3 protein-coding genes are annotated in these 3959 nt (G+C 38.3%); all 3 read right to left on the reverse strand.

The annotated features are described in order from the left end of the window. Window positions 1-239: 239 nt before the first annotated feature. Genes KPC_RS18305 through KPC_RS18315 form a run of 3 tightly spaced genes read right to left on the reverse strand, consistent with a single transcriptional unit; the run spans window position 240 to window position 3522 of the window. Window positions 240-1262: an ABC transporter substrate-binding protein gene (locus tag KPC_RS18305; RefSeq protein WP_121975764.1), complete on the reverse strand. Its 1023-nt coding sequence runs from the start codon at window positions 1260-1262 to the stop codon at window positions 240-242. Continuing rightward, window positions 1259-3067: an allophanate hydrolase gene (gene atzF / locus KPC_RS18310; RefSeq protein WP_121975765.1), complete on the reverse strand. Its 1809-nt coding sequence runs from the start codon at window positions 3065-3067 to the stop codon at window positions 1259-1261. The genes KPC_RS18305 and atzF overlap by 4 nt, the downstream gene beginning before the upstream one ends. A 20-nt stretch (window positions 3068-3087) precedes the next feature. Beyond that, on the reverse strand, window positions 3088-3522 hold the full coding sequence (locus KPC_RS18315; RefSeq protein WP_121975766.1) for a CopG family ribbon-helix-helix protein: 435 nt from the start codon (window positions 3520-3522) through the stop codon (window positions 3088-3090). Between the last annotated feature and the right edge of the window lie 437 nt (window positions 3523-3959).

A 3959-nucleotide genomic window follows, 5' to 3' on the forward strand; every position in this document is an offset into this window, starting at 1 on the left:
CTAAACTATTTTCGATATATATGATCACAACTATAAGTTAGACCATATATGTCCCAAAACATGAATAAAAACCTGAAAAAATTCTAACGGGGCTAAAAATATTAAGGACTGTGATTTTGTTACCAGATTTTTATTTGAATATGGTATGTGTTGCAAAAATACAATTAAATGAGAAAATTTTTGCGTAAGCCTACCTGATAGATAGCCCAAGATTCACTCAGGCTATCTAGAATTTTATGTCACTTGAGTTCTTGAATCAGTGATGGATAAATCAGCCCATCAACATTTTGCTCAGTTTTATAAATACCATTTTCGACATTAAATTTATTTACGTGATATGAAGAACCATAGATCGAATCAAAACCACTCCCCTTGGTAAATACTTTTTTATTGGCATCAATATCCAATAAATGTGTACCATTGACCATCTGCTCATATTGTTTCGGATCCACACCTGAACGATTTGCCATAATTTTGATGGCATCATCATGTGTAGCCGGATCATTGATATATTTAACCGTTTTATCCCAAACCTGAATGATTTTTTTCCACTCATCTTTATGGGCAGATAAATGGCTCATATTCACGGTCAAAGTGTCATAAATTAAGCCTGGTTTATCTTTAGAGCTATAAATGATTTTAGAACCCGTTACAGCTTTCAATGCTTGACTCGCAATAGGCTGCCAAACTGCAATCGCAGAAACTTCAGGACTTGAAAATACCTGTGGCAACTGGTTTGTGGCGGAATTGACCAGCTTCACATCTGTCTGAGCAATTTTTTGGTCTGTTAATGCAGTAGAAAGCAAAAGATGATCTACAAGTCCTTTTTCAACACCAATAGATTTGCCTTTTAGATCCTGAACACTATTTATTCCCTCTTTGGCAATGATCACATCATTACCAGCAGAATAATCAGTCGCCAGAATCATTAAACCTTGTGTCCCACCCGATGCTGTAACCAGATTATCGCCATTCGTTACCAGTACTGCATCAAGCTGGTTGGCTGAAAATGCTGACAGAGATGCTGAGTAATCAAACCATTTAAAATCAACATTTAGACCAGCTTCTTTTAACCACCCTTTTTCAATTGCCACCTGCCAGGCGACCCAACCAGGCCAGTCACTATAACCAATGGTAATCGGTTTACTTTCAACAGAAGCCTGTGCCTTATCTTTGGTTTCTGGAATCTTGGCTGTGTTATCACAAGCACTCAGTAAAATTGCAGATAAAATCGAAATAGATAAAAAAGCCTTACTCATCATACAGATATTCCCCCGATCTTTTCACATTTAAATGTTGTATTGGTTGATTTGAGTTGCTCGATATATGCACGCCATCCCCCAAAGTGGCTAATATCCGTTGCATCCGCTAACGCATATGCTTCACAAATAAAACCTTTCACCCATGTCCCATCCTCTAATTGCACATTCCCAATTCCGAGTGGCGCTGGAACTTCGGCAACAATTGCCCCAAAGTTGGCAAGCGGTATATCCCATACTTCAACTTCAATCGCTTTCCCTTTGGCATTGAACTGCAAGCCTGGTTTCGGTGGTGTCGTATTTTTCAAGGCAAAAAGCTGGTAACTGGATGCTGTTTTGGTTTTTTTAAGTAACGTGCCTTGTCGGCGAGTAAGCTGAAAATTTAAAGGCATCCCTGTCAGGTGTGCGCCAACTACTGCCAGTTTCACAGAGTTTTCAGACTGAATTCCAATCGTTTTTTGGTAGTTTTGATCAGATTTGGCTAAGGTCAGATCAGTGATTTCCTGCCATTTCTGGGCAAAATTAGCCAATGTCTGATCATGCCAAGCTGGTGCTATAAAGGTCACACCACTCGGAAGACCATCTTCACGGATCAGATTAGGCAAAGCTATAGCGGATAAATCTGCAAAATTCACAAAATTGGTATAAGCCCCCATATGCGAATTTTTAACAATCGGATCGGCTTCTACATCAGCGATTTTATAAATAGTCGGTGCAGTAGGAACCATCAAGGCATCAAAAGATGCTAAAGCCAGATTGATTTTTCGAGCAAAAACTGCCCTGTTATATTCAGCTTTCAGAGCATCGGTTGCTTTAAACTTATCGGCTTGGGAAATAATTTCCTTGATCACAGGATGAGCTAACTCACGTGATATAACACGTTCTACAGCAACTGTTCTTTCAGCTACCCAAGCATCATTGTATAAAGCTTTGGCCAATTCATTAAACACAGTGAAATCAATACTTTCTACTTCATAGCCTAATGATTTGACCCGTTCGATAGCAACTTGAAAAGCTTTTTGACTCTCTACATCCCCATAAAACTCTAGCTGTGCAGGTATTGCAATTTTTCCTTTGGAAAACTGTGTTGGAACATTTGCTGGATGAGCACGTGAATATTCATCTGTTTCATCATATCCTTGCATAATACTTGCCACTTGCCATGCGTCATCCGCTGTTAATGCGAAAATAGAAATGACATCAATCGTGCGACAAGCCGGCATTAACCCTGTAGTCGAAAACCAGCCTTTTGTTGGTTTCAACCCAACAATATTATTATGCCCTGCAGGTACTCGTCCTGAACCTGCTGTATCGGTACCTAAACTAAATGGAACCCAGCCATTTGCAACTGCCACAGATGAGCCAGAACTAGAACCACCACTGATATATTCAGGATTGAAGCTATTTTTGACAGCCCCATAAGGTGAACGTACACCAACTAAACCTGTGGCAAATTGGTCTAAGTTGGTTTTGCCAATCACTACCGCCCCTGCCTTTTTAAGTTTAGCAATCACGGTGGCATCTGTAGTTGCTAAATACTCTGCTTCTTTACAAGCAGCAGTAGTATGAAAACCCGCAACATCAATATTATCTTTGACTGCAAATGGCACACCATATAATGGTAAATCTGCGCTATTTTGTTGTTGCAATGCTTCGATCTGCATTTCAATCTGCGCCGTAGATGCGATCTCAATCCAAGCATGATCTTGATTGTTTATGCTTTTAACATAATCAAGTAAATCATCTAGTTTGATTTGCTTATTTTTATAAGCCATTTTCCAGTCTTGAATGGTCCATAAGTCTTTCACAAACTTACTCCTTATTGAATTCAATCATTTTGAGGAATCGGAGGCATCACCGCATCCATCAGTTCGAGATGCCCCTTGATCACACCTTTTAATGCAATAAATTGCTGGCTAATATGCCTGAGTTCTGAACTTGCACCTTGCATCAACATGACTTGGAGTATCTTTTGTTGATCAAGCTGAATGTGAAGTGAGCTAATCACTTGTGTTAAATGTTGTTGTTGTAAATCTATTAGTTGATTTCGAAGTTGCATATGCTCCACGTCATAAAGTAGTGTCAGCGTACCCACCATCACGGCATTTGAATGAGCCTGCTCTGCAATCAAATGCCGATTGATCATGTCTACAATCGCTTGAGATCGACTTTCATAATGCTGATCTACGATTTTTTGATCGAGAGCATTCAATGTTGTTTCAGGCACAGTGATACTGATCCGTGCCAATTTTGCTTTGGCCACAGATTTATCCTTTTGCTTTTGTGATTTTCAATTCTTGTTTGACATACACACCAGCGCGGGCACTGAATAACTCAACTAAAAATACTTTGAGTGGATGTGGTTTTTTAGTTTTTGCATCATTCATATCGCAACTCCTCGATAAGTATTACCAAATGAAGTTTTAGTATTACTTATTTAGAAATGCAGAAAATGTGCCAATTTTGAGTCTTATTTTTGGTTATTTTTAGTTGAAAATGTGCTTATTCTTTGGGCAAAAAAATACCCCATGCACGATGATGGGGCTGTTTAATTTTTTTACAATTAATTTGATTTTCATCAAACTCTTAGGAAAAGATATATGAAAAATATTGTTTATTAATAGCATTTCTATAAAATATAATTTATCAAATACTTGATTTTAATAATTTAAAGGGATTTACATGAATCGTGGATCAGAG

Source organism: Acinetobacter stercoris, assembly GCF_900323515.1.
Classification (GTDB): domain Bacteria; phylum Pseudomonadota; class Gammaproteobacteria; order Pseudomonadales; family Moraxellaceae; genus Acinetobacter; species Acinetobacter stercoris.

Excerpts from the sequence above, each read along its gene's own strand:
- KPC_RS18305 (WP_121975764.1), bottom strand. The coding sequence starts at position 1,262 with ATGATGAGTAAGGCTTTTTTATCTATTTCGATTTTATCTGCAATTTTA.